Here is a 24373-nt window from a genome sequence, read left to right on the forward strand (position 1 = left end):
AGGAGGCCGCGTTGACCCCGTTTGAGTGGACCGAGGACGGTGCCCGACGATCGGCGAGCTGGCATTCGGAGAACCAGTCCCCAGCCCCGGCGCAGGTCACGGTCGTCAGCGACGACATCACCGCCGATGCCGCCTACCGACTGGCACGCTCGGGGACCGGGCTGCTGTGGCGCGGCGACTATCACAACGGGCGTCAGCTGCTGCAGGCGATGGACCGCCGCTTCAAACGCCACAGTGAACGCCGCGGCGGCGGTCAGCGAGGTGGCGGCAGCCGACGTGACGGCACGCGCGGAGCAACTGGCACGCGTGGAGCAACTGGCACGCGCGGAGCGGCCGGCAATCACGGACCAGCAGGGACTGACGGCGACCTCAGTGCAGTGGGAGCCTTCGAGGCGCAGCGTCGCTACATCGCCGACCGAGCCCGTCTTCTCGGTGCCCTCATCATCGAACTCGACGAGGACTACGTGCTCGACCTGCGTCGCGCCCCCGATGTCAGCCTGGCCTGTGAGGCCGCCTACGGCCCGTCGACAGGGCCCATGTGCGTTTCGCTGACCGAGTTGAACGGGGTGCTCAGCGCCTACCAATGGCAGCTCAAGGGCGTGTCCATTCCCGCACTCGGTGCCGACATCCACCCGCGCTACGGTGTGTTCTCCCCGATCCGCGGCGAATACGTCGACCTGGTCGCCCAAACACCCTTTCCCGAGACTGAACCAGCCTCTGATGCTTCGTCCACACCAGAGTCAGCAGCACCGCAGACGGCCTTCGACCTCGGCACGGGCACCGGCGTGCTCGCCGCAGTACTGCTGCGCCGCGGAGTCGAACGGGTCGTGGCCACGGACATCAATCCACGTGCGGTGGCCTGTGCCGAAGAGAATCTGGAGCGACTGGGTCTGGCTTCGGCCGCCGAGGTGGTCGAAGCCGACCTCTTCCCGTCAGCTCGGGCCGATCTCATCGTGTGCAACCCGCCGTGGCTGCCTGCCCGTCCGACCTCTGCCCTCGAAGCCGGCATCTACGACGCGGGATCCTATGTGCTCCACCGCTTCATCGACGATTTGGCCGTGCACCTGAACCCGGCGGGCGAGGGCTGGCTGATTCTGTCCGATCTGGCCGAACGTCTGGGTCTGAGAAGCCGAGAAGCGCTGCTCGAGCGCATCACCGCTGCGGGCCTGAGCGTCCACGATCGACACGATACGACCCCGCGCCACCCCCGAGCCTCGGACACCACCGACGAACTCCACAGGGCCCGCGGCGCCGAAGTCACCTCGCTGTGGCGTCTGCGCCTGGCCACCTGAGGACAAGCTGCCCGAAGTCGAGCACTCCTCCTGACGGTGAGACTCACATGATGAACGTGCGCGTGCCATGTCCGCGGCGGACGATAGGATGGCGAACGTGACTTTTCCTCGTGTTGGTGTCATTGGCGGCGGCCAATTGGCACGTATGCTTGCCCCTGCCGCAGAAGCCCTCGGCATCCGCTTCTCAGTTCTCGCTGAGACCGCGGACGCCCCGGCCACCCAGGTCATCAGTGAGGTGAGTGTCGGGGACTATACAGACTTCGCGACCCTCAAAGCCTTCGCTGAGACCGTGGACGTGGTGACCTTCGACCATGAGCATGTTCCTCCGGAACATCTCCAGGCCCTCGCCGAGGCGGGTCATGCGATCCGTCCGGGACCGCAGGCCCTCATCTTCGCTCAGGACAAGATCCTCATGCGTCGGCGCATGGACGAACTCGGACTGCCGAACCCTGCCTGGGCAGAGATCACCTCCCGTGGGGACATCGAAGCCTTCGCCGACCGGGTCGGGTACCCCTTCATCCTCAAAACACCTCGCGGCGGCTATGACGGCAAGGGCGTGCGCGTCATCGACACCCTTGACGAGGCTGCGACCTGGCTGGAGGAGGTCGGGCAGCTGCTGGCCGAAGAGAAGGTCGACTTCACCCGCGAACTCGCCGTGATGGTCGGACGCTCTCCGATGGGCCAGACCGCGGTATGGCCCGTCGTGGAGACCTGGCAGCAGGACGGGGTGTGCAAAGAGGCAGTCGCACCGGCACCGGGACTGGCACCCGAGAAGTCCAAGGAGATCACCGAGGCGATCCTCAAGGTGGCCGGGGCCCTCGACGTCACCGGCGTGATGGCCATGGAGCTCTTCGAGACCGCGGACGGATTCCTCATCAACGAATTCGCCATGCGTCCCCACAACACCGGACACTGGACCCAAGACGGGGCCGTGACAAGCCAGTTCGAACAGCACCTGCGCGCGGTCCTCGACCTGCCTCTGGGCAGCCCCGCGGCCCGAGAGGACGTGTCCGTGATGGTCAACATCCTCGGCGCAAACCACGAGGACCTCTACCATCCCTATCTCCATGTGATGGCCCATGACCCCGCGATCAAGGTCCACCTCTACGGCAAGGGTGTGCGTCCGGGGCGCAAGGTCGGCCACGTCAACGCCTACGGGCGCGATGCCGCTCTCGTGCTCGCTCGTGCCCGCCATGCGGCGGACTTCATCGCCGGCGTCGACGTCGATCCGCACCCGCAGATGCCGGCTCCGACCGACCTCGACGCCAACGCCGAACCGTCGACCGACGACGCCGACAGCAGCGGTGCCACCCGCGACGAAAGGGACTGATATGTCGACAGATGATGGGAACTCAGGGGTCGCCTCGGCGAGGGGACCGGCGAACTCCGGGCCCGCCGTAGTCGGAATCGTCATGGGCTCAGACTCGGACTGGCCGACGATGAAGGCCGCAGCAGAGGCGCTCGACGACCTGGGCATCGACTCCACCGCCGAGGTTGTCTCCGCTCACCGCATGCCCGAAGACATGGTCGAATGGGCCAAGACCGCGGCCGACCGCGGCCTGCGCGTCATCATCGCCGGCGCCGGGGGAGCGGCACACCTGCCCGGAATGATCGCCTCAATGACCTCACTGCCGGTCATCGGTGTGCCGGTCCCACTGAAGTACCTCGACGGAATGGACTCGCTGCTGTCCATCGTGCAGATGCCCGGTGGAGTCCCAGTGGCCACCGTCTCGATCGGCGGGGCGAAGAACGCGGGCCTCCTGGCGGCCCGCATCCTCGGCGCCGGCGACACCGACACCGCGGCGCAGATCCGGCACCGTCTCGATGAGCACCGGACGTCGCTGCGGCAGGTCGCTCTCGACAAAGGGCAGGCACTGCGGCGATAATAGGAGTACTTAACGATCGATCAGTAATAGGAGAATGATGTTCGACCTCTACCAGCCCAGCGAAGAACACGAAGAGATTCGCGCCGCCGTGCGCAACGTCGTCGAGAAGAAGATCACCCCCTTTGCCGCCGAGGTCGACGCCGATTCCCGCTATCCGCAGGAAGCCCACGACGCACTGGTTGAGACCGACTTCTTTGCCGCACACATTCCCGAAGAGCACGGCGGCATGGGTGCCGATGCACTGGCCGTGGCCATCATCATCGAAGAGGTCGCGCGTGGCTGCGCCTCGTCCTCGCTCATTCCGGCCGTGAACAAGCTCGGCAGCATGCCCGTCCAGCTCGGGGGCAGCGAAGAGATCAAGGCGAAGTACTTCCCGCAGGTCGCCCGCGGCGAGGCCGGATTCTCCTATGGTCTCTCCGAGCGTGAAGCAGGGTCCGACACGGCCTCGATGAAGACTCGTGCCGTCGCCGAGGGCGATGACTGGATCCTCAACGGCGTGAAGACCTGGATCACGAACGCCGGTGTCTCCGAGTACTACACGGTCATGGCTGTGACCGACCCCGAGGGTGCGCGCGGTCGCAACATCTCCGCCTTCGTCGTGGAGAAATCCGATGAAGGATTCACCTTCGGCGAGAAGGAGCGCAAGCTCGGCATCAAGGGCTCACCGACACGTGAGCTCCTCTTCGACAATGTCCGTCTCCCCGGTGACCGCATCATCGGTGATCCCGGCGAGGGGCTGAAGATCGCCCTGCGGACACTCGACCACACTCGCGTGACGATTGCCGCACAGGCCGTGGGCATCGCACAGGGTGCACTCGACTACGCGATCGGCTACGTCAAGGAACGCCAGCAGTTCGGCAAGAACATCGCCGAGAACCAGGCCATTCAGTTCATGCTCGCCGATATGGGCATGAAGCTCGAAGCCGCCCGCCAGCTCACCTACACCGCGGCAGCCAAGAGCCAGCGTATGGACGAGGACCTCACGTACTTCGGTGCGGCGGCGAAGGCCTTCGCCTCGGATGCGGCCATGGAGATCACGACCGACGCCGTGCAGCTGCTCGGCGGGGCCGGCTACGTCGTCGACCACCCGGTCGAGCGGATGATGCGCGATGCGAAGATCACACAGATCTACGAAGGCACGAATCAGATTCAGCGCATGGTGATGGGACGCAAGCTCACCGCCTGATGCCACACCCGCCTCGGCGGGGAAGAATCCGGACTTCGAGGAGGAAGGCCACTGCCAGCAGGCGGTGGCCTTCCTCTGCATCCGGGGGTGTGCAGGGGTGGACGGAGCAGGTCTGCGAGGGAGTCCGTGTGACCAAGTCCACCTGTCACCACGCGACATGCGCAGGTGAAATGTGCCGGAATCCCGGGTTCTCACGCGCCACAATGGATGAACACAGTGGACTCTCCAGAAGGTTTGGCACAGTGGACTGCGTCGCCGCGGGCTTCGGACCCGCGCGCGTGGCCATCACAGCAACGAGCACGAAGCAAAGGTAGGTCAGTGGCCGAAACGAGATACGTCGACCCCATCCATCACCCGTCGTATGCCTCACAGCCGACGCGTGATGTGCGGGCGTGGATTCTTCTCCTGATCACCGTGCTCATCCCGGGGGGAGTGCAGCTGCTGTTCCGGTCTCGCCGCTGGGCAAAGGTCTCACTGTCGATCACCGCGATCAGTTGGATTCTCGCGATCATCGCGCTCGTGGTGATCATCATCGACAAAAAGTTCCTGTTCACGCTCGGCACGAACCCGATCCTGCTGACGTTCCTCATCATCTGGCTTCCGGTCATCGCGATCAATTGGATCGTGTGCCTCTTCGACACGCTGCGCCGGATCAAGCTGGTCACGCTCTCGGCAAGAGCCCGCAAACGCTTCCTCGCCGCATTCTGTGCTCTCGTGCTCATCGTGGTGGGCCCCTTGGCCTGGGGCACGACGCTGCTGGACTCCCAGCGTGGGCTGATGTCCGACCTCTTCTCCTCGGGCAAGGCGGCGAAGCCCGTCGACGGACGCTACAACATCCTTCTGCTCGGTTCTGACGCGGGCAAGGGGCGCACCGGCATCCGCCCGGATTCGCTGTCCCTTGTCTCCATCGATGCGAAGACGGGCAAGACCGTCATCGTCGGACTGCCGCGCAATATGGAGAACGTGCCGTTCCCCAAGGACTCACCGCTGCACAAGTACTACCCGCAGGGGTACAACTGCGGGGACGAATGCCTGCTCAACGCCGTCTTCCAGCAGGGCGAGCAGCACAAGGACGAGTTCGAGAATCCGAAACGGGCCGGCGAGCAGGCCACGATGGATGCCGCCTCGGCGATCACCGGACTCGAAGTCCAGTACTTCGCCATGGTCAACCTCAAGGGATTCGAGAACCTCATCGACTCTCTGGGCGGCATCACCCTCGTCTCCGGCAAGCGTGTGCCGATCTCATCAAAGGTCGATCCGACCACCGGCGAACACGGTCCGGTCAAGGGCTGGATCGAACCGGGCAAGCAGAAGCTCGACGGGTACCACGCCTTGTGGTTCGCCCGTTCGCGTGAGTTCTCCAGCGACTACGAGCGCATGATCCGGCAGCGCTGTGTCCAGACCGCGATGGTCAAGCAGCTTGACCCCGCCACGGTGCTCACCCGATACCAGGAGATCGCCAAGGCCACTCCAGGTGCCCTGGCCACGGACATTCCCTCCTCCGAGGTCGACGACTTCGTGGACCTGGCGCTGAAGGTGAAGTCGCAGAAGATCGAGTCGCTTGACCTCACTCCGCCCAACGTGACACCATCTGATCCTGATTTCGACGCCGCCCGGACCTTGGTTGCGGACACCATTGAAGAGTCGTCCAAAGACGCTGAGAAGGACAAGGGCGCTCAGACGGCACCCGGCGGCTCTGCCGGAGCCGTTGCCGGGGTCAACGCAAGTCTTTCGACGGCTGGGACCGTCGGCGGAACCAACACGCAGATCAGTGCGCAGGGCAGTGCCGAAGGTGGCTCTGACGAGGACAAAGAGAGCGCGGAGAGAGAAATCTGCTACGTGCCCTGAGGCAGACATCACGTTCCCGGAGCGCTGTGATTCTGTCCTCAGCGGGAATCTGCGGCAGATTCCCGGAAAAAGTTTCTCTCGGTGTGTCCCGTGCAAACACTGGGAACCACACCCGTGTAATTCGCTTATTTTGTTATTTGGCTAGTCTGACACGCCGTATATGTGTAACAATTTTGAGATGTTGGGATTACCCACCGTCCTGCCAACGGTGAGATGATTCCAGGGCCTGAACTTCCCTGACTTCCTCGAAAAGGCTGTAACGATGAAATACTTATTGCCCACAGTCGCGGGCTGCGCTTCGGTCGCACTCGTCGGCACCTTAGCGGTCACGGCACCGACTGCCTTCGCGGCATCGACAGAGCCAGAAGTGACCCAGAAGGCGCTGAGCGTGAGCGAAGACGGACTCAACGTCCCCGGCGCCCGCGATTCCAGTGATTCCACTGCCACCGCCGCCAACCAGAGCGCAACGAGCAACCTGCCGAACATCTTCAAGTCGCAGACTGCTGTCGCTTCGACGAATGTGCCAGACATCGTCAACGTGAGTGCGGGTGCTTCGGCCACTGCATCCACGGGGTCGGTCAATCCGGTTTCTGCAAGCCTGTCTTCCCCAGAGGGCGGCAACGGATCTGAAGGTGCCCAAGACTCCGCCCCGGCGGCTGAGCCGTCGGCACCGGCCGAGGAGTCGGAGAAGAAGGACGGTGCGTCAGAGGACGCGAAGTCTGAGGACTCCGAATCATCCGAGGACTCGAAGGACAGCGACGACATCTCGGGTTCAGTGCGTCAGAAGACCGAGGACGGCGTCAACATCGCGCTGATCTCCGACGTCCTCGACGTGCCGACGAACAACCCGAGCCTCATCGGCTTCACCTTCTCGCAGTCGAAGTCCAACATCCGCATCCAGGTCCGCGTCAAGAGCGGCTCCGAATGGGGCAACTGGCAGTCACTGGACGAGGAGCAGAAGGAACAGGCGAAGAACGAAGGCTCCGAGCCGTTCACCGTCAACCGCGCCTCGGGTGTGCAGATGCGCATCCTCGGCGACAAGGCTCCCAGCGACGCCGAGCTCGTCCTCGTCGACCCGAAGCAGAATCCCAATGATGCTGCTGCTGTGGCCGAAAACGATCCCGTCGAGATCGAGCCACAGAACTCGACCTCATCCGACAGCGCAGCAGACAACGCCGAGTCGACTCCCGACACGAATGCTGCTGCGAGCACCGAGACCGCTGCCGCTTCAGGCCAGGCCGAGGTCACCAACCAAAACTACGTGCCCGGATCGTCATCCGTGAGCACCGTGGCCAAGTCCGCCAAGGTGCCGAAGCCGAAGATCGGCTCGCGCAGCTCTTGGGGTGCCAAGGCCTACAAGGGCAGCCCAGACTACGCCAGCAGCGTCAAGCAGGCAGTCGTCCACCACACAGCCGGCTCCAACAGCTACTCGGCTGAAGACGTCCCATCGGTCCTGCGCGGTATCCAGTCCTACCACCAGTCGGGTCGCGGCTGGAGCGACATCGGATACAACGTCATCGCCGATAAGTACGGTCGTCTTTGGCAGGCTCGCGGCGGCGACATCAAGAAGGCCGTTGTCGGTGCCCACGTCGCCGGACACAACACCGGAACCTTCGGTATCTCGGTGCTCGGCTCCTACGACAAGTCGGCTCCGCCGAAGAAAACCCGGGACGCTGTCGCCTCGGCGATCGCCTGGAAGCTCTCGCTCGATGGTGTCAAGCCGAGCAAGTCGACCGTCGTCGCACACCGCGACCTCGCGAACACCAGCTGCCCCGGTGACGCCTTCTACTCCAAGATGGGCGAAATCCGCTCAACGGTCACCGACATCATGAACTCCGGCGATCTGCCGTCCGATGACAAGAAGGACGACAGCAAGGACGACAGCAAGAACAAAGATGACGGTAAGAAGGACGACGGCAAGAAGGAAACGCCGAAGCCCAAGACCGCGATCGAGAAGTACGCTGCCGACCACAAGAAGGAACTCGGCAAGGCCACTGGCAAGGAACATGATGTCAAGGGCGTTGACGGTGCACGTGCCCAGGCTTACGAGAAGGGCAACGTCTACTGGTCCAAGAAGACCGGTGCGTACCACCTGACCGGAGCGATCAAGAACTCGTACAAGGGTGACGTCGTCACCCAGTTGGGCCTGCCCACCTCGCAAGAGAAGGGCGGCCTGAAGGACGGGGGATCGGCACAGTCGTTCCAGAAGGGCAAGATCTACTGGTCGAAGGACACCGGTGCTCACTACACCACCGGCACACTCCTGAAATATTGGGGTGACAAGGGGACCGTCAAGGGTCACCTCGGTTACCCCGAGTCTGACCCGGTCTACAAGGACGGGCGAGGCGAGCAGCTCTTCGAAGGCGCTCGACTCGTCTGGGCCGAGGGCTACGGAACCACAGAGTTCTCGCCCACAGGAACGATCGAAGGTGGTGTCGTCGACAACAACAGTCCTGGTGACTCCGCTGACGCCAATGCTTCCGGTGGTGCCGATACGTCGGCACCACCGGGGGACAGCGCCACAGATGGCGGTTCGGCTGCAGACTCCGGGGAAGGTTCTACAGACGACAAAGACGCCAAGGGTGACGACAAGGGTTCCAAGGACGACAAGTCCAAGGATGATAAATCGGACGACGACAAGTCGAAGACCGAAGAGCCCAAGGACGACGATAAGTCCAAGGACGATTCGAAGGACGATGACAAGTCGAAGTCTGACAAGCCCAAGGACGAGGACAAGTCCAAGGACGACAAGAAAGACGAGCCGTCCAAGGCAGAGAAGATCCAGGCTCAGCGTGACTCCATCATCAAGGAGGCGAAAGCTCACCTCGGTGTGAAGTACGTCTGGGGCGGCACCTCGCCGACGAAGGGCTGGGACTGCTCGGGCTACACCCAGTACGTCTATGGCAAGCACGGCATCAAGCTGCCGCGCACCACCAGCCAGCAGCGCAATGCCGGTACGGTCATTCCAGCCAGCCAGGCGAAGGCAGGCGACCTGATCTGGATCCCGGGTCACATCGGAATCATCTCCGAGACCAAGGGTCAGATGTACGACGCCGGCTCGACCCGGACGAACACGACGAAGCGCAGCTACAGCTGGATGCTTGATCGTGGAGCGAAGGTCATCCGCGTCGTCGGCTGATGACAGCAGCATCGCCTCCAGCGGGCGAGACTGCGAAGAGAAGTGCCCTGCCTCGTGGCCGGTTCCGAAAGGGTCCGGCCACGAGGCATTTCGTCTCCGAGTCGACGCACAGCCGGCTCCGGATCTCCAGAGGCTGACACTGCGGTCGACCATCCGAACTTATGAGGCCAACCCCTCCTGCTTTTGCATTTGCCCTGGTAACACCCGGTGAATTGCAGATGGACTGGCCTGAACAGTCAGTGAAGCCAGTCTTGAAATCGATGATTAGTCGAGGTGAACGCGCTAACGTTGAGAAACACACACGGCATGTGTGTGTTGATCCGATGATTCCAGCCGAAGGGGACCAAGACAGTGCGTCGATTGCACAATACGGTCAAGAATTTCGCGTGGGGCAGCACGGACGCGATCCCGGCAATTCTGGGTACCGCGCCCGACGGCACTCCCTGCGCCGAGCTCTGGCTCGGAGCTCATCCCCTCAGCCCTTCCCGGTTGGACATCGGACAGTTCGAGCAGCAGAGTTCGACCCAACGGTCTGCGCAGCAGGGCTCTTCGTCATCTGTGGATGTGAAGACGGGCAGCAGCACGGTCGGACCCAACCTCATCGAATACCTTGCCGGTGACCCTGACGGGCTGCTGGGCCACGACTCTGTGCAGGTGTTCGGTCCGCGTCTGCCCTTCCTGCTCAAGGTTCTCTCCGCCCAGAGGGCTCTCTCCATTCAGGTTCACCCGAATCCCGAGCAGGCGGCCATCGGCTTCGCCCGCGAGGAGTCCGAGGGCCCAGACCTCGATGCTTCGACGCGCAACTACAAGGATCCCTCGGCCAAGCCGGAACTCATCTACGCACTGACCGAGTTCCACGCGCTGACCGGTTTCCGCTCCCGCAAGGCTGTGCGCTCCACCTTCGAACGCCTGCTGTCGCTGTCCCTGTCGCCGACCTCACTGGACTTTCTCGGTGATGTGCTCTCGGCGCTGAAGTCCGTTACCGAAGCGAAGGCCTTTGCCAAGGCTGTCGAACTCGTCCTCGGTGACTCGCGGTCTGCAGGATTTGTCGACGAGGTCGCCGGGCAGGACCTGGCGGAACTTCCCGAGAGCCATATCAGCCGTTCGGGCACGGCCGTCGATCCCGCAGAGACCTTCCAGGAACTTGTGGCCGACTACCCGTCCGATCCCGGTGTGCTGGTGGCACTCATGCTCAACCGTGTGCATCTGCAGCCGGGCGAGGCCCTGGCGATGGAATCCGGCGTACTGCACGCCTACCTCGGCGGGACCGGAATCGAGGTCATGGCCTCCAGCGACAACGTCCTGCGCGGGGGACTGACGAACAAGCACATCGACATCCCCGAGCTGGGCAAGGTCGCAAAGTTCACCTCCGCCAAGCCTCGCATGGTCGAACCCGACCATGATGGAATCCTGTTCGGAGCGACTGAGGACTTCGCACTTCAGTCTCTGCGGTGCCCCCGACTGACTCAGGTCGAACGCCGTGGCGCCAGCATTGCACTGTGCACCTCGGGAAGCATTACTCTGACGTCGCTGGGGTCGACGGTGACACTGACACGTGGGCAGAGCGTTTTCATCGCGGCGAATGAGCCCACAGTGACTGCTGATGGGCATGGAGACCTGTTTGTGGCCACCACCGGTCTCGATACCTCGCTGCCCTTCGCCTGAACCGTCCGCAGCTGGTGTGAGCCGGCTGCGTTTTGGTACCACGCACCGTGAGCTGCTCATCGCCCCTTTGCTGAGGTGCCGTTTGGCACGGAGCGTAGGTGGTGCAGAACCTGCTGTTGTCTGTGGTGCTAACAGGGTGCTCGGCGACTAACAGGGTGTTGTGCGACTAACAGGGTGCTCGGCGACTAACAGGGTGTTGTGCGACTAACGGGGTGCTGAGTGACTTGCGGTGCATGCTGAGTCGGATCGCCACTGGGCTGATCGCCTTCACAATCCTTCGAAGCGCTCCTTTGTGCTCTCACTGCACAGCGCTCCTCGTACACGAAAGAGTAGTACACGAAAGAGGCCGTCCTGGGCCGAATTCCTCGGAAGGAATCGGTTCAGGACGGCCTCTTGTCGAACTGCCGGAAAGCTGGTCACCGAGCGATAACGCCGCGGTGCCTGCTCCCCGACGGTGAGTGCCTCAGGCGGCGTCGACGGAGATGGTGGTGACGTTGTCGGGAACGACCACCTCGGCGCCGGTCTTGTCCTTGACCTCATCGGCGGTGACTCCGGGAGCCAGTTCGATGAGGGTGAAGGAATCTCCGCTGACATCGAGGACTGCGATGTCGGTAATGACACGGCTGACGACGCCCTTGCCGGTCAGGGGCAGTTCGCAGCTCTTCAGCAGCTTGTGCGAACCGTCCTTGGCGACATGGTCCATGATGACGATGACGCGCTGCGCACCGTGGACGAGGTCCATGGCACCGCCCATGCCCTTGACCATCTTGCCGGGGATCATCCAGTTCGCGATGTCGCCGTTCGTCGCGACCTGCATGGCGCCGAGGATCGCGGCATTGACCTTGCCTCCGCGGATCATGCCGAAGCTGGCTGCGGAATCGAAGTACGAGGCGCCGGGGGCCATTGTGACGATCTCCTTGCCGGCGTTGATGAGGTCGGGATCGATCTCGTCCTCGGTCGGGTAGGGGCCCACGCCGAGCAGGCCGTTCTCCGACTGGAGGACGAGGTCAACTCCCTCGGGCAGGTAGTTGGGCACGAGTGTCGGCATTCCGATGCCCAAGTTGACGTAGCTGCCGTCTTCGAGCTCTTGGGCCGCACGGGCCGCCATCTGGTTTCTTGTCAATGACATATCGGCTCCTCAGGCTTCGCGAACGGTACGTTTTTCGATGGGCTTGTCGGCCACCTGCTCCGGGGTCAGTTCGACGACACGGTGGACGAAGATGCCGGGTACGTGAACGTCATCGGGATCGATCTCGCCCGGTTCGACGAGCTTCTCGACCTCAGCGATGGTGATCCGAGCCGACTGGGCAGCTGGGGGATTGAAATTCCGGGCCGAGGAGTGGAAGACGAGGTTGCCGTGGCGGTCTCCGACGGCCGCGCGGACGAGCGCGTAGTCGGGTGCCAGTGACTCCTCGAGGACGTATTCCTTCTCTTCGCCGAAGGTGTCGAAGACGCGGGTGTCCTTGGCCGGTGATTCCTTGACCACGTTGCCCTCAGAGTCGTACTTCCACGGCATGCCGCCGTCTGCGACCTGGGTGCCGGCTCCGGTGATCGTGTAGAAGGCGGGGATTCCGGCGCCGCCGGCACGCATCTTCTCTGCCAAGGTTCCCTGCGGGGTCAGTTCGACCTCGAGCTCGCCGGAGAGGTACTGGCGTGCGAATTCCTTGTTCTCACCGACATAGGAGGCGATGATGCGTCGGAGACGGTGGTCGGCGAGCAGCAGGCCCAGGCCCCGCCCGTCGACTCCGGCGTTGTTTGAGATCACTTCGAGGTCCTTGGCTCCCTGTTCCTTGATCGCGCGGATCAGGAACTCTGGGACGCCGACGACACCGAAACCGCCCACGGCGATCGATGATCCATCTGCAATATCGGCTACCGCCTCGGCGGGCGTATCAACTACTTTGTCCATGAGCCCAGTCTGCCACGGACCTCGCCGAGGCTGCTCGCCAGGTCCGCAATGCGAGCCTCGTCCATGCCGTTGGCCAACACAGACTCACCCCCGCGCAGGACGTGGTCCAGGAACGCAGCCCACTCGTGTGGCTGTGGGGTCGAGTTCGCCATCAGGATTCCGGAACCGGAGCCGTCGGTCGGCTCGGCCCACGGAATCTCCTCATCACCGACCATGAGCGATCCGGTGGACTGCAGCCGCCGAGGTGTGACGTCCGGATAAGCGCGGATCGCCGAGTTCACGTCGATGAAGTCCTCATCGACCGGTGTGCTCAGAGCCAACGCGGGCGGGTTGTAGACGAAGACCTCTTCGGCCGCGGCCAGGCGCTCGTCGTCCTCATGGCCCAGCGGCACCAGTGCGTGGAAGTCGCCGTCGAGCGCGATGGGTATATCCCTCGCAGCAGTGGAACCGTCTGAATGTGGCTCCTGTGCCCCAGCTCCCAGGACGACTCGACCGTCGGCAAGGAGGACGCTGAGGATGGCGACGAGTTCGCGCCAGTGCAGTCCCGCAGGCATCGGCACGAAGAGCGTGAAGTCGGGGCCGAGACCATAGTCTCCGAAGAGTCCCACTCCCTTGTTCACCCAGTTGGCCACGACGGGACCGGTGAGGTCGAGTTGGTCGTAGTCGGGCCCGCGCCAGAACAGGACGGGTCCGCCGGTGCGGCTGATGATGGAAAGATCCACGAGGCAGACCTACTTTCTCGATATGCGTCAGAGGCAGGATATACGTCGGAGGCTTGGTTGTTGTCAGACTTGTGATGGTTGTCAGTCCGGAGATGACTGTCAGGGGTTGAGGAGCCCGATGTTGATGCGGACCCCGCGGGGGAAGGCACCGAGCTCTCCATCGGCCCACTCCCATTTCGTCGTCGCGCTGAGGTCCTCGGCGAAGAGTGCGGTGTGCATGCGCTCGACGAGAGAGCCGAGGCCGACCATCGCCTCGAGCAGGGGAGGCCCACCGGCCTGCGGTGTCGCGGGAGAGTCGGAGGGGGCCATGGTGATCCGTGACCCGGAGCCTTCGATGCGCATCCGCCAGGCGGCCTGCCCAGGGGTGCGGGAGGCCCCGGCGCGGACGACCCGGATGGCGCGGGAGACACGTTCGAGGATGTCGTCGCTGTTGTCTCCGGCTGCGGCGCGCCCCGGCAGCTCGGTGACTCCCAGCCCGCGGTGGATCGCTTCGACGTGGCCGTAGCGAAACCAGTCCTCGCTGAGGTCGCGGCTGAGGGCCTTCGCCCCGGCCGGACCGTTGTCCAGGTAGCCTCCCGCGCCTCGGACGAGAGCCATCGGAAGGCCACGAGACGATCCCTTGACGAGATCGGCCGCGGCCGCGATCTCGTCGGCGACGGCGCGGACGGTCACCGACTGTACGCGGCCGTCGTCGTCGGGCTTGCCGCGTTGGTCGTCGAGGCCGGAGAAGCCCGAGAGGCCGAGCGCGAAGTCTCCGACTCCGATCCTCCACGGCCGGGAGATGGTGTCGGAGATGACGACGCCGATGCGGACAGCGAACGCTTCTTCGACCCGCAGCCGCAGCTTCTGGGCAGAGGCGTCGCTGTCCTCTGGATGGAGGACGACGGCTCCGCTGGAATTCGACTGGTCGAGACCGGCCGCCGCCTGCACGGTGCCTGAATGAGTGCGCACGATCTGGACGGTGGAACCGGAAGCGTAGGTGCGTTCGGCGACGAGGTGGTTCGACGAATCCTTGACGAGATCCTCGAACTCCGCCCGGTCCTTCACATTGCGCAGTCGTGCGTCAGCTTTGGACACCACTTTCGAAGCGATGACGAGGATGTCGCCGTCCTTGAGATCGATCCGATTTCGACGCAGCGCATTGACAAGGATCGTTGCCAGATCGGAACCTGCTGAGATGTCTTCCTCGACGGGAGGCGCATACACGGTGAGGAGTCGGTCATTCATCGTCGCGTCCCTGTCGTCGTCGGACCGCCTTGGCGCCCGGATTCAGTGGGCGGACGCGGGGATCGGGCGACGATCGCGAGTGATTCGACTCTCATGTCTCCATATTCCCACCGACGGCGAATGATTTCGAAATTCTCCAGATTTGCTCAGGTGCTCACTACAGGTTGTGTCAATATCAGATGGCGGTCGCTATATGTGGTGTTACCGGCGCGTGTGTATGTGAAGGTGTGTTCGATTAAACCGCAAGTGCCCCCTGCAATACTCCACAAGGGCTTGACGGGGCGGTAATGACACGCGTGTAATTTAGAGTTAACAGGGGAACGCACTTAGCACGAATCCTCGGATTCGAGCATCCACCACGCTGATACCGTCAGCACGAGCTTCACCTCCGGAACCATCCGGGGAGTCGGTCGCACCCAGACCATTTCACTCCTCGAACGGTACCGGAATCGAGGTTCGCAGTGGTAGATGAGCTGAGAGTGAGAAAGGGGAAAACCGTGCAAAGCGCACAGAGCAAAAGGCAGGAGAGGGAAGACTTCTCCACAGTCGTGCCCGGAGTCACTTCTCGAAGTGCCGAAGACTGGTTCGTCGAACCAGGGGCGCGAACACCGGATACTCTGCCAGACCCATTGGCGATCGATCCGAACGATCTGACACCGCTTCCCACGGATAACTCCGCAGTATCACCGCTTTCGCTGCTCTTCGGGGCAGCTGAGGACGGTGAGCTTTCCTGGCAGGACCAAGCGCTGTGCGCTCAGACCGACCCCGAGGCGTTCTTCCCCGAAAAGGGTGGATCGACTCGTGAGGCAAAACGTGTCTGCGCATCGTGTGATGTCCGGTCAGACTGCCTCGAATACGCGCTGGCGAATGACGAGCGCTTCGGAATCTGGGGCGGTATGTCTGAACGTGAACGCCGCCGACTCAAGAAACAGGTCGTGTGAAACCTGCCGTTACAGTTGTCCTCGCCTCAGGCGATGACAGCAGCAGGGTTGAGCTCGAAACAGCTCTGAGCAAGACCTACCCCGAGATCCCGATCGTGGATCTCGGGGGTCTTGCCGTCACAGAGGCCATGGCACTCCCCGAAATCGCCGACAGCACCCATCTGTGGTTCCTCACCGCAGACTCACGCCCCGAGCCCGAATGTCTTGAAGAACTGCTTGAGGCCATCGGTGCGACAGAATCGATCGCCGCTGTCGGGCCCAAGATCATGCACGCAGAGCACATCGTCTCCGCCGGTGTCACCACCACCTCGGCGGGAGCCAGGGTCAACCCCGTCGCGGACGGGGAGTTCGACCAGGGCCAGCGCGACGGGCAGTCGGAGACTTTGGGTCTCGACCTGCCCGGCATGCTCATCGCCACCACGGAGCTGGAGAGGATCGGGGCACCCTCCCGGGTCCTCGGCGTGGCCTATCGTGGTCTCGAATACTCGCGTCGACTCCGCGACCTCGGCCGCAGAGTCGTCGTCGCGCCAAGTGCCAGGCTCTCGGTCTCCGCCGCGCTGGCCTCCCAGCTCGGCTCCTCCCCGTTGCCGCCTCTGTCGAAGTCTCAGATCCGGACAGAGCAGCGCTACCGTCTCAGCCTCGCCAGCCCCGGATTCCTCAGCATCTTCTGTCTCCTCGTTCTCACTCAGCTGAAGAACACTCTGGCGGGTCTGCTGTCGAACAACGTCCGCGCGGCCTCCTGGTATTTCTCCGCTCTGCTCGGACTCGGTGCCGACGCCGGCACGACCGCACGGCTGAGACGCTCGAACGCCCGCCGCACTCGCCTGGCCAAACGCACCACAGACTCCCACGTGGCCCCGCTGTATGCGGACCCGGACGAACTCTCAGTCCAACGTCGGTCCATGAACTCCGCCGAGGAGGCCCGGCAGGCCCAGGCCGAATCGGCGGCCGCTTCCGGTCCCGGGCACGTCGATGAAACAGAACTCAATCCCGTCGGCGATACCGAAGAGGCCATCGACTCGTTCTCACGACTCGAGGTCACCGGCGGTGCCGGGCTCTTTCGCAGCCCCCTGACCTACCTGTTGATTGCGGCCGCGGCACTGAGCGGCTTCGTCTCCTTCCGACTCTTCGGCACCGGCCACCTCGTCGGCGGTGCCGTGGGCTCGACCGATGTGAGCCTCGGTGACGTCGTCAGCCGTCTGCTCAGCCAGAATCTCGACGTCTCCACGGGCGCCGCTGCGCCCAGCGACCCCTATCAGCTGGTCATCGCTGCCCTCAGCCTGCCGTTCCTGGGCCACGTCGACATCATGATCCGCACCCTGATCCTCCTCGCCCCGATCCTGGCCGTCATCGCCGCCTACACAGCGGCGGGCACGATCGTGAGGAGGAAGTGGGTGCGCGGATTCGCCGGGCTGCTGTGGATCGCCGCCCCTCTCTTCGTCACCGCGCTCTCGGACGGACGCCTCGGTGTCATCATCGTGTGGATTGCGGCTCCGCTCTTCGTCATCGCTCTCCGCCGCAGCCTGCGCACCGGGTCCATCGCCGCTGCCGCAGGTGCCGGACTGCTGCTGTTCCTGATGATCGCCGGCGTGCCGCTGATGCTGGTCCTGGGAATCATCCTCACCGTCGTCCTTCTGTGCACCGGTCGCGGCCTGCGCCACCTGTGGCTGCTGGCTCCGACCCTGTTCCTGGCCTGGCCCTGGCTGGTCGGCCTCGTCACCGAACCTGGCGCCCTCTTCGTCATGCCCGTACAGACACTGGCCCCGCCAGCCCCGCCGACCTACCTCCTCGCGGTCGGCTTCCCCTCGACGGTCGACATGACGTGGCTGTCCGACCTGCTTGCCGCGGTCGGCGTCAGCGGAGTCAGCCCCGGACTGCTCCAGCTGTGGGTGCCGATCCTGGTGCTGCCGATGCTCATCCTCGCGTTCCTCACGGTCATCGAAGCTCATCTCAAACTCTCCCGGCTGACATGGGCCGTGGGCCTCTACCTCAGCGGTCTGCTGGTGGCGACCAGCCAGGTCCTCATCCCGGCCCAGACCGGACCCTTCCATCTCATCGGCTCCTATCCTGCCGCCGGACTGACCCTGCTCAGCCTCGGCGCGATCATACTGCTGACCCTCGGGGCTCAGGCCACGACGACGAAGTCGACGAACTCCCGCCGGCTGCCCATGCGCGGCCTGTCCGGGTTGGTGGCCGTTGCTGCAGTCGCACTCATCGTCGTCGGTATCGGATCCGGCACCACCTCGGCGGGCACCACCTCGGCCGGTGCCCTCACCACGCAGGAGCACGGCACTGTGCCGGCCTTGGCCGCTGACCGGGCCGCCGATGATGTTCGGGCGCGCACGCTGCGCCTCGACGTCGTCGACGGCGAGGTCCGGGCCCGGCTCCTCTCGTCGGCCGACGGGACTGTCATCGGCACCTCGACCATTCACTCCGCCGAGGCGGTCGGGGGCTGGCCGTGGGAGCGCAGGCCCCTGCCCATCAGCGCGGACGAGACCCTCATCGCGCAGGCCGCCGCGGCACTGTCGGCTGATGATGCCGGTGACGTCCGCGCGATCCTGGGCGAGCTGGGCGTGGACTTCGTCCTCGTCGACTCGGATGCGAAGAACCTCCGCAACTCGGTGGCCGCAGCCGACGGTGTGGTTGAGGTCGGTCCGACCGAATCCGGCGGACTGTGGCAGGTCGACAATCCCTACAACGGTCGATTCCTCGTCCGCGAGCCCGACGGTACGTTGAGCACAGCACCGATGGACGGCACCACCGCCGAGGTGGCTGCAGGTGAGAACGGGCGCACCCTGATCGTCTCCGATGCCGCCGGCAACATCACCGCCAGCATCGATGGCAAGGACCTGCCGCGACCGGAGAAGCCCACGAACGACTGGGCCGCCGAATTCTCGCTGCCCGCAGCCGGGGGAGACGTCGAGCTGAGCTACGGCTCCGAGCTCTATGCGCCGGGCGTCATCCTCGGTTGGGTCCTCGGTCTGCTCACCATCATCGTCGCGATCCCCTTCGGATCGCAGCGCCAGAGCAGGGCCTGGTCGAGAACGACTCGTGCGAGACCGCAGCGAGCCGAGACAGCACCGAAGTCGCGGGCACCCGAGCAGAAGTCGCGGGCACCCGAGCAGACAGTGGAGGCGAAGCCATGAAACACATGCGCAGCATCGTGACCTTCGCGGCGATCGCCGTGCCTGGTGTCCTCGTCGCCACCACCTCGTTCCTCACCCCGCTGACCCCAGGCACCCTCGACCGCAGCCCCGAGCAGGTGAGGATGCCCACCGCAGACACCCGCGTGGTCTGCCCCGGCCCGTTGCTGACCGATGATGAGGCAGAAGGCACCGACGCGGAATTCGTCGATGACTCAAACGTGTCCACCCGAGTCGTCTCGGCCTCCGCGCCGATCAGCGCCGCCGACGGCTCAGTCTCGGCCGCACGTCTCCAGGTCGCGGATCTGGGAGGCTCGGCCAACTTCGACAACCCCAGTTCGGACGGCTTCATCTCCGGTGACGATCCGATCGATCAGACCAAACTCATCACCGGGTTCGCCCGCCCCGGGGCACCGGCGCTGACGACCGGCGTCGAAACAGTCGAAGGCACATCAGGTGACCTCACCGGCCTGGCGACACTGACCTGCGGTTCAGCTGCCAGCAACTTCCGGATCCTGGCCGGCTCGGGAGCCGCAGGATCGAACTCCCAACTGCTGCTGAGCAACCCCGGTGATGTTCCCGTCCAGGCCGAGGTCGCACTCATGACACCCTCGGGGCAGCGTGGTGAGCCGACAGAGGTCAGCATCAAGGCGGGAAAGCAGCGCGCCATCCGCCTGGGTGGTCTCGCCGGGGGAGCCGAGTCTCTGGCGGTCGACGTCAAGGTCGACGGCGGAGTCGTGTCCGGCTCCCTTCAGGAGACGGTGCTCGACGGTCTCACCCCCAAGGGCATCGACTTGGCCACAAGTGGGGCGGATGCTGATTCGCAGCAGGTCGTGACCGGACTCAACGGCAAGGACGCTCGACTGCGGGTGGCCAACCCGAGTGACGAGCTCGCGGAGGTCTCCCTCAAGGCCTACGGGCCCGATGGTGAGATCGACATTCCCCGTTCATCGATGACCGTGGTCGCGCATGGAGTCGCCGAGGCGGATCTCGGGGACCTGGAGGCCACCAGTGTCGTCCTCGACTCGGACCAGAGCATTCAGGCCAGCGCATTCATCGGCCAGGACGGGGAGAAGGGCAGCGAGGACTTCGGCAGCGTCAACGCCACCGAGACCCTCGCCGACTCTCAGATCATGGCCTTGCCGCGCACGGGTACCGGAAAGCTCTATCTCTCACCGGGCCAGGGACAGGTGCAGGTCAGCGGCATGCTCGACGATGGTTCGCTCACTGCGCCTCAGTCGATCGACCTCAACCCCACCGGCACCACCGAATTCAGCCCCGCCGAGGTGTCCCCGGACGCAGTGCGGGCCATCGTCATCAGCGGCGAGAACGCCTCAGGATCCCAGTCGGACGGTGTCCACGCCAGCTATGTGGTCACCACCGACTCAGGGATCTCCTCGGTGCAGCCGGCACCGGCACCGGCCGGCGTGGCCTATCGCGACATCCGACTCGGCTGAGGGCGGGAACATCCGACTCGGCTGAGGCTGGGACAGCCGACTCAGCTAGGAGTTCCGGAGGATCTCGACCTGGTCGGCGACCACCTCGGCGATGAGGGAATCGCGCTGTCCGCTGCTGTGATATTCGATCACCCGACGGTAGAGGACGATGTGCGTGAGCCTGTGCGCGGTGGCGGGAAACACCCGCCCGAAGGCAGGTTCGGTCGAACTGGCAGGTGGGACGGCATCGATGGCCAGCACCACCTCGGCGAGCAGTGCTGGTTCTTGAGCCCGTTGGCGGGCGAACTCCTCAGCCGCGACACGGGCGAAGCTCTCGGATCGGCGCTGACGGGCGGGCACGTCGGCTAAGAACAGCGGGGACCGCAGTCCACGGCCGTGCCGATCACGGTGACGCCTGGTACTCATGAGTCAATATTGTACTGACCATACGGCCCTGGCTGTCGGGGACAGGCGGTGCTCGCGTGTAAAGTGGTGGACTGTGTCAGCCGTGAGATTGTGTTCAAAAGTCAGCTGTTCGCGCAGTGCCGCAGCCACCATGACGTACGTGCACGCTGATGCCTGCGTCGTCATCGGTCCGCTGTCGCGTCGCTCCGAACCCGGTGCCCACGACCTGTGCGCCGATCATGCCGCCAAACTGACCCCGCCGGTGGATTGGCAGCTCATTCGCATCGGGGGTGAGCAGGCTCCGCCCGAACGTACCCGTGACGATCTGCTGGCCATCGCTGACGCAGTCAGGGAGGCAGCAGGCCGCCCCGGGGACGGCGCTCGCGCAGGCGGAGGCGCATCTGCCCCGTCATCTACCTCGTCGACGGGCTCGCCTGCGGGCTCCGAGAGCCGAAACGACGGCTCCGTGCAGGGCCGCAAACACGGCCACCTGCGCATCATCGGCGACTCATGACCACACACGACGCCGCGCCCGATCCCAGCCGCACACCCGGTCCCGATCTCGTCGCGGCCCGCACAACTGCGCTTGAGGCAGCGGTCGGTGCCTATGACATCCGGGGGCGCATCCCGGACCAGCTCGAGACCGATGTGCTCTTCGCCCTCGGCTGGGCCACAGCCACCGCGATGGCCGAACTCCATGACACCGCCGAGGTGGTCGTCGGCCACGATATGCGCCCCAGTTCACCCGGCTTCGCTCACGCATTTGCCGCTGGCATCGAGTCCGCCGGTTTCCGAGCCGTCCTTCTGGGACTGTGCTCGACCGATCAGCTGTACTTCGCCTCAGGCATCTTCGATCTGCCGGGTGCGATGATCACCGCCAGCCACAACCCGGCCGACTACAACGGGATCAAGATCTGCGGTCCACGTGCCGCTGGAGTCAGCCTCGCCTCGGGGTTGGGACGAATCAAGGATCTGGCGCCGCAGGCACCCACACACGCTGGCGTTCCTGAGGTCGCCGTCGACGAGCCCGCCGCGGCGGACATGCGCGGCCGCTATGTCGAACGCATCCGCACCCTGACCCACGTCGACGAGGTCAGCGGTCTGCGCGTCATCGTCGACTGCGGCAACGGCATGGCGGGCAAACTCCTCGGCGAGGTCTTCGGCACCGACGCCGGTTATGCTCAGGTTCCCTTCGAAGCCATCGGTCTGTTCACCGAACTCGACGGCACGTTCCCCAACCACGAAGCGAACCCGCTGAAGCCGGAGAACCTCCTCGATGTCTCCCGCGCAGTCGTCGAACAGGGCGCGGATCTGGGATTGGCCTTCGACGGCGATGCCGACCGCTGCTTCTTCATCGACGAAACAGGCGCGACTATGTCTCCCTCGGCAGTCGGGGCGCTCGTCGCCGAACGCGAGATCGCTCGAGCCAAAGCGGCAGGCGTGGCTGAACCGGTCGTCATCCACAATCTCATCACCTCCCGCAGCGTCCCGGCCACGATCGCGGCCGCAGGCGGGCGTGCAGTGCGCTCGAAGGTCGGCCACTCCGGCATCAAGACCCTCATGCGCTCCGAAGAGGCGGTCTTCGCCTGCGAACATTCCGCGCACTTCTACTTCCAGGAGTTCTACGGAGCCGACTCCGGCATGCTCGCCGCCTGCCACCTGATCGCCGCCCTGGCGAACACCGGGGCACCGGCCTCACAACTCGTCGCTGACTACGATCTCTACGTCCAATCGGGCGAGATCAACTTCACGGTGGCAGACCCCGACGCAGTTCTCGCAGCCTTTGCCGCCGAATCCGATGACTTCCCAGCCAGCACCATCGATGACCTCGACGGCATCGGTCTGCAGGGCGAGGACTGGTGGGTCAATCTGCGCAAGTCCAACACGGAGCCCCTGGTGCGACTCAACGTCGAAGCCAGCGACGAGGATCACCTGCGCAAACTGACCGCACAGGCCAGTGAATTCGTCGAGGCCCGCAGGCAATAGACTCAAACGCAGACGACAACAGTTTCCGTTCCCGATGGAGGTACCGTGCTCGATTCCACCGACTACAAGGTTGCCGATCTGAGCCTGGCCGAGGCCGGCCGGCACCAGATCCGACTGGCCGAACGCGAGATGCCAGGACTCATGGCTCTGCGCGAAGAATTCGGCCAGAGCAAGCCGCTGACCGGGGCCCGCATCGCCGGAAGCCTGCACATGACGGTGCAGACGGCCGTGCTCATCGAAACCCTCGTCGCTCTTGGGGCGCAGGTGCGCTGGGCCAGCTGCAACATCTTCTCCACCCAGGATGAGGCCGCCGCTGCCGTCGTCGTCGGCACCGGAAGCGTCGACGCCCCTGCCGGTGTGCCGGTCTTCGCCTGGAAGGGTGAGACCCTGGAAGAGTACTGGTGGGCCGCGGACAAGATCTTCGACTTCGCCGAGGGCGCCAACCTCATCCTCGACGACGGCGGCGACGCCACCATGTACGTCCTCAAGGGCGCCCAGGCTGAACTCGATGGGGGAGTCCCAGCCGCCGACGAAGACGACCCTGAGGAGTTCAAGGTCCTCCTGGCACAGGTGCAGAGATCACTTGAAGCCTCGCCTGGTCGTTTCGGACGCATCGCCGCCGGTATCAAGGGCGTCAGCGAAGAGACCACGACGGGCGTCAACCGTCTCTACCGCCTAGCCGAGGAAGGAAGCCTTCCGTTCCCGGCCATCAACGTCAACGACTCGGTGACGAAGTCGAAGTTCGACAACCGCTACGGCATCCGCCACTCCCTGCCCGACGGCCTCAACCGCGCCACCGATGTTCTCATCGGCGGCAAGATCGCAGTGGTCGTCGGCTACGGTGACGTCGGCAAGGGAGCCGCCGAGGCGCTGCGCGGTCAGGGTGCCAGAGTCATCGTCACCGAGATCGACCCGATCTGCGCCATGCAGGCGACGATGGACGGCTACCAGGTAGAACACCTCGACACCGTGGCACCGACGGCTGACATCATCATCACGACCACCGGCAACACGCGTGTCGTCGGAGTCGAGGTGCTCACCAGCCTCAAGCCCGGAGCGATCGTGGGCAACGTGGGCCACTTCGACGATGAGATCGATCTGGCCGGACTGGCCAAGATCTCCGGAGTGACCAAGGTCGAGATCAAGCCCCAGGTCCACGAATGGCGCGTGCCCGTCCCTGCCGATCTCGGACTGGACCGTGACCAGACGGACTTCCTCGTCCTCTCCGAAGGTCGCCTGCTCAACCTGGGCAACGCGACCGGTCACCCTTCGTTCGTCATGAGCGCATCATTTGCCAACCAGGTGCTCGCACAGATCGAACTCTGGGTCCGTGCCGATCGTTACGACAACGATGTGCATCGCCTGGCGAAGGAACTCGACGAGAAGGTCGCCCGTCTTCACCTGCCGGCACTCGGAGCCAAGCTGTCCGAGCTGTCGAAGGAACAGGCCGAGTACATCGGCGTCGACGTCGCCGGACCCTATAAGCCCGAGCACTACCGGTACTGAGCTTCCCTGACGCTCTCAGGCCCGACTCCCAACGACTGGGGTCGGGCCTGAACTGTCTGTGGAGCTGCGTGTATGGGGTGTA

General features: G+C 64.3%; 18 protein-coding genes. 13 read left to right on the forward strand and 5 right to left on the reverse strand.

Annotation, left to right across the window (positions count from 1 at the left end):
• Positions 1-11: 11 nt before the first annotated feature.
• From LQ788_RS08215 to manA, 7 genes are all read left to right on the forward strand, one after another.
• Positions 12-1292: a methyltransferase gene (locus LQ788_RS08215; RefSeq protein ID WP_231446613.1), complete on the forward strand. Its 1281-nt coding sequence runs from the start codon at positions 12-14 to the stop codon at positions 1290-1292.
• Positions 1293-1380: 88 nt separating this feature from the next.
• Positions 1381-2622 carry a 5-(carboxyamino)imidazole ribonucleotide synthase gene (locus tag LQ788_RS08220; protein WP_231446615.1) on the forward strand — a complete coding sequence of 414 codons (1242 nt, stop codon included), beginning with the start codon at positions 1381-1383 and terminating at the stop codon, positions 2620-2622.
• A 1-nt stretch (position 2623) separates the two neighbouring features.
• Positions 2624-3178 (forward strand): 5-(carboxyamino)imidazole ribonucleotide mutase, encoded by a 555-nt coding sequence (gene purE, locus LQ788_RS08225; RefSeq protein WP_231446617.1) that lies wholly within the window; start codon positions 2624-2626, stop codon positions 3176-3178.
• A 37-nt stretch (positions 3179-3215) separates the two neighbouring features.
• Positions 3216-4364: an acyl-CoA dehydrogenase family protein gene (locus LQ788_RS08230; RefSeq protein WP_275901799.1), complete on the forward strand. Its 1149-nt coding sequence runs from the start codon at positions 3216-3218 to the stop codon at positions 4362-4364.
• Between the two features lie 318 nt (positions 4365-4682).
• The gene (locus LQ788_RS08235; RefSeq protein ID WP_231446621.1) at positions 4683-6212 is read left to right on the forward strand and encodes an LCP family protein; all 1530 of its coding nucleotides are present in this window, start codon (positions 4683-4685) and stop codon (positions 6210-6212) included.
• Positions 6213-6474: 262 nt separating this feature from the next.
• Entirely contained in the window at positions 6475-9351 is a 2877-nt protein-coding gene (locus LQ788_RS08240; RefSeq protein ID WP_231446622.1) for an NlpC/P60 family protein, read from the forward strand.
• A gap of 351 nt (positions 9352-9702) precedes the next feature.
• Entirely contained in the window at positions 9703-11016 is a 1314-nt protein-coding gene (gene manA / locus LQ788_RS08245) for a mannose-6-phosphate isomerase, class I (protein ID WP_231446624.1), read from the forward strand.
• A gap of 463 nt (positions 11017-11479) precedes the next feature.
• On the opposite strand, the gene LQ788_RS08250 is transcribed toward manA, so the two are convergent.
• The 4 genes from LQ788_RS08250 to LQ788_RS08265 all read right to left on the reverse strand — a co-directional run bounded on the left by LQ788_RS08250 (position 11480) and on the right by LQ788_RS08265 (position 14874).
• Entirely contained in the window at positions 11480-12145 is a 666-nt protein-coding gene (locus tag LQ788_RS08250) for a CoA transferase subunit B (RefSeq protein WP_231446626.1), read from the reverse strand.
• 9 nt (positions 12146-12154) lie between these two features.
• A complete protein-coding gene (locus tag LQ788_RS08255) occupies positions 12155-12925 on the reverse strand; it encodes a CoA transferase subunit A (RefSeq protein WP_231446628.1) in 771 nt (256 codons plus the stop codon).
• Positions 12913-13647: a hypothetical protein gene (locus tag LQ788_RS08260; RefSeq protein ID WP_231446629.1), complete on the reverse strand. Its 735-nt coding sequence runs from the start codon at positions 13645-13647 to the stop codon at positions 12913-12915. Before LQ788_RS08260 ends, LQ788_RS08255 begins: the two co-directional genes overlap by 13 nt.
• 99 nt (positions 13648-13746) lie before the next feature.
• Positions 13747-14874 (reverse strand): coenzyme F420-0:L-glutamate ligase, encoded by a 1128-nt coding sequence (locus LQ788_RS08265; RefSeq protein ID WP_231446631.1) that lies wholly within the window; start codon positions 14872-14874, stop codon positions 13747-13749.
• Between the two features lie 479 nt (positions 14875-15353).
• On the opposite strand from LQ788_RS08265, the gene LQ788_RS19865 reads away from it, so the two are divergent.
• The 3 genes from LQ788_RS19865 to LQ788_RS08280 are packed head-to-tail and all read left to right on the forward strand — an operon-like array spanning position 15354 to position 20415.
• Complete coding sequence (locus tag LQ788_RS19865) at positions 15354-15815, forward strand: WhiB family transcriptional regulator (protein WP_271709906.1); 462 nt, start codon at positions 15354-15356, stop codon at positions 15813-15815.
• Complete coding sequence (locus LQ788_RS08275; protein ID WP_231446633.1) at positions 15812-18961, forward strand: glycosyl transferase; 3150 nt, start codon at positions 15812-15814, stop codon at positions 18959-18961. Before LQ788_RS19865 ends, LQ788_RS08275 begins: the two co-directional genes overlap by 4 nt.
• On the forward strand, positions 18958-20415 hold the full coding sequence (locus LQ788_RS08280; RefSeq protein ID WP_231446635.1) for a DUF5719 family protein: 1458 nt from the start codon (positions 18958-18960) through the stop codon (positions 20413-20415). Before LQ788_RS08275 ends, LQ788_RS08280 begins: the two co-directional genes overlap by 4 nt.
• Before the next feature lie 45 nt (positions 20416-20460).
• Here the strand turns inward: LQ788_RS08280 and LQ788_RS08285 are convergent, their stop codons facing one another.
• Positions 20461-20820 (reverse strand): metallopeptidase family protein, encoded by a 360-nt coding sequence (locus LQ788_RS08285; RefSeq protein ID WP_009884529.1) that lies wholly within the window; start codon positions 20818-20820, stop codon positions 20461-20463.
• 82 nt (positions 20821-20902) lie between these two features.
• On the opposite strand from LQ788_RS08285, the gene LQ788_RS08290 reads away from it, so the two are divergent.
• The 3 genes from LQ788_RS08290 to ahcY are packed head-to-tail and all read left to right on the forward strand — an operon-like array spanning position 20903 to position 24291.
• Positions 20903-21313, forward strand: a complete 411-nt coding sequence (locus LQ788_RS08290; protein WP_262908328.1) for a DUF3499 domain-containing protein — start codon at positions 20903-20905, stop codon at positions 21311-21313.
• Complete coding sequence (manB, locus tag LQ788_RS08295) at positions 21310-22785, forward strand: phosphohexomutase domain-containing protein (RefSeq protein WP_231446639.1); 1476 nt, start codon at positions 21310-21312, stop codon at positions 22783-22785. The genes LQ788_RS08290 and manB overlap by 4 nt, the downstream gene beginning before the upstream one ends.
• 45 nt (positions 22786-22830) lie before the next feature.
• Positions 22831-24291, forward strand: a complete 1461-nt coding sequence (gene ahcY, locus LQ788_RS08300) for an adenosylhomocysteinase (RefSeq protein WP_231446641.1) — start codon at positions 22831-22833, stop codon at positions 24289-24291.
• The last annotated feature ends 82 nt before the right edge of the window (positions 24292-24373 follow it).

Origin of the sequence: Brevibacterium zhoupengii (genome assembly GCF_021117425.1) — a bacterium.
Lineage (GTDB): Bacteria > Actinomycetota > Actinomycetes > Actinomycetales > Brevibacteriaceae > Brevibacterium > Brevibacterium zhoupengii.

Excerpts from the sequence above, each read along its gene's own strand:
- LQ788_RS08240 (WP_231446622.1), top strand. The coding sequence starts at position 6,475 with ATGAAATACTTATTGCCCACAGTCGCGGGCTGCGCTTCGGTCGCACTC.
- LQ788_RS08285 (WP_009884529.1), bottom strand. The coding sequence starts at position 20,820 with ATGAGTACCAGGCGTCACCGTGATCGGCACGGCCGTGGACTGCGGTCC.
- LQ788_RS08250 (WP_231446626.1), bottom strand. The coding sequence starts at position 12,145 with ATGTCATTGACAAGAAACCAGATGGCGGCCCGTGCGGCCCAAGAGCTC.
- purE (WP_231446617.1), top strand. The coding sequence starts at position 2,624 with ATGTCGACAGATGATGGGAACTCAGGGGTCGCCTCGGCGAGGGGACCG.
- manB (WP_231446639.1), top strand. The coding sequence starts at position 21,310 with ATGACCACACACGACGCCGCGCCCGATCCCAGCCGCACACCCGGTCCC.
- LQ788_RS08280 (WP_231446635.1), top strand. The coding sequence starts at position 18,958 with ATGAAACACATGCGCAGCATCGTGACCTTCGCGGCGATCGCCGTGCCT.
- LQ788_RS08255 (WP_231446628.1), bottom strand. The coding sequence starts at position 12,925 with ATGGACAAAGTAGTTGATACGCCCGCCGAGGCGGTAGCCGATATTGCA.
- LQ788_RS08230 (WP_275901799.1), top strand. The coding sequence starts at position 3,216 with ATGTTCGACCTCTACCAGCCCAGCGAAGAACACGAAGAGATTCGCGCC.
- LQ788_RS08220 (WP_231446615.1), top strand. The coding sequence starts at position 1,381 with ATGGCGAACGTGACTTTTCCTCGTGTTGGTGTCATTGGCGGCGGCCAA.
- LQ788_RS08265 (WP_231446631.1), bottom strand. The coding sequence starts at position 14,874 with ATGAATGACCGACTCCTCACCGTGTATGCGCCTCCCGTCGAGGAAGAC.